This is a genomic window from Pseudomonas sp. IT-P176, assembly GCF_949767245.1.
Classification (GTDB): domain Bacteria; phylum Pseudomonadota; class Gammaproteobacteria; order Pseudomonadales; family Pseudomonadaceae; genus Aquipseudomonas.
The window spans coordinates 1-498 of sequence record NZ_CATKPN010000107.1; the positions used below are offsets into that span (position 1 = coordinate 1).

The 498-nt window shown below is 56.8% G+C and carries 1 pseudogene; it reads right to left on the reverse strand.

From position 1 onward, the window contains the following. Positions 1-498 (reverse strand): annotated as a pseudogene (locus tag ACM6IP_RS25160) (phospholipase); the annotation flags it as partial.

The window sequence follows — 498 nt, forward strand, 5'->3', positions numbered from 1 at the left end:
GCTGAGCTGCGGGTCGAGGCTTTTGTATTTGGCCTGATAGGTAATTTCAGCCCGCTCATGCACACTGAAACCGCGACTGACAAATACCGGAATGTTGCGAGCTGGCCGAATCGCAGGCGCCAGGTGATCGGCGAATGCACATCGGGAAAACCATCGCCGATCATCGGCATATTGGTCATCGGTGGAAGGTTGCAGCGCCCGATCCCCAATACGGATCGGACCTTTGCCAGGCAGGTTTGATTCGCCCGTCGTCGCCCCAGCAAGATTAAACGGCGCCTCCCACCCCAACACCCGAACCTCGACCCCTTTTCCTGCTTTGGCCATCAGCAGTTCGCCAATGCTCGGAGCGCTGCCATCGCGGATAAAGTACATCGACGGCTGAAAACCCCAACAGATGATGTCAATGGTTTTTGTGGCATTGGCAATGGCCAGGTGCACGGCCCTGAAAGCCTCTTCACCGTTGATCAGCGGTTGATAGGTGGCCATCGCAGGTGGGTA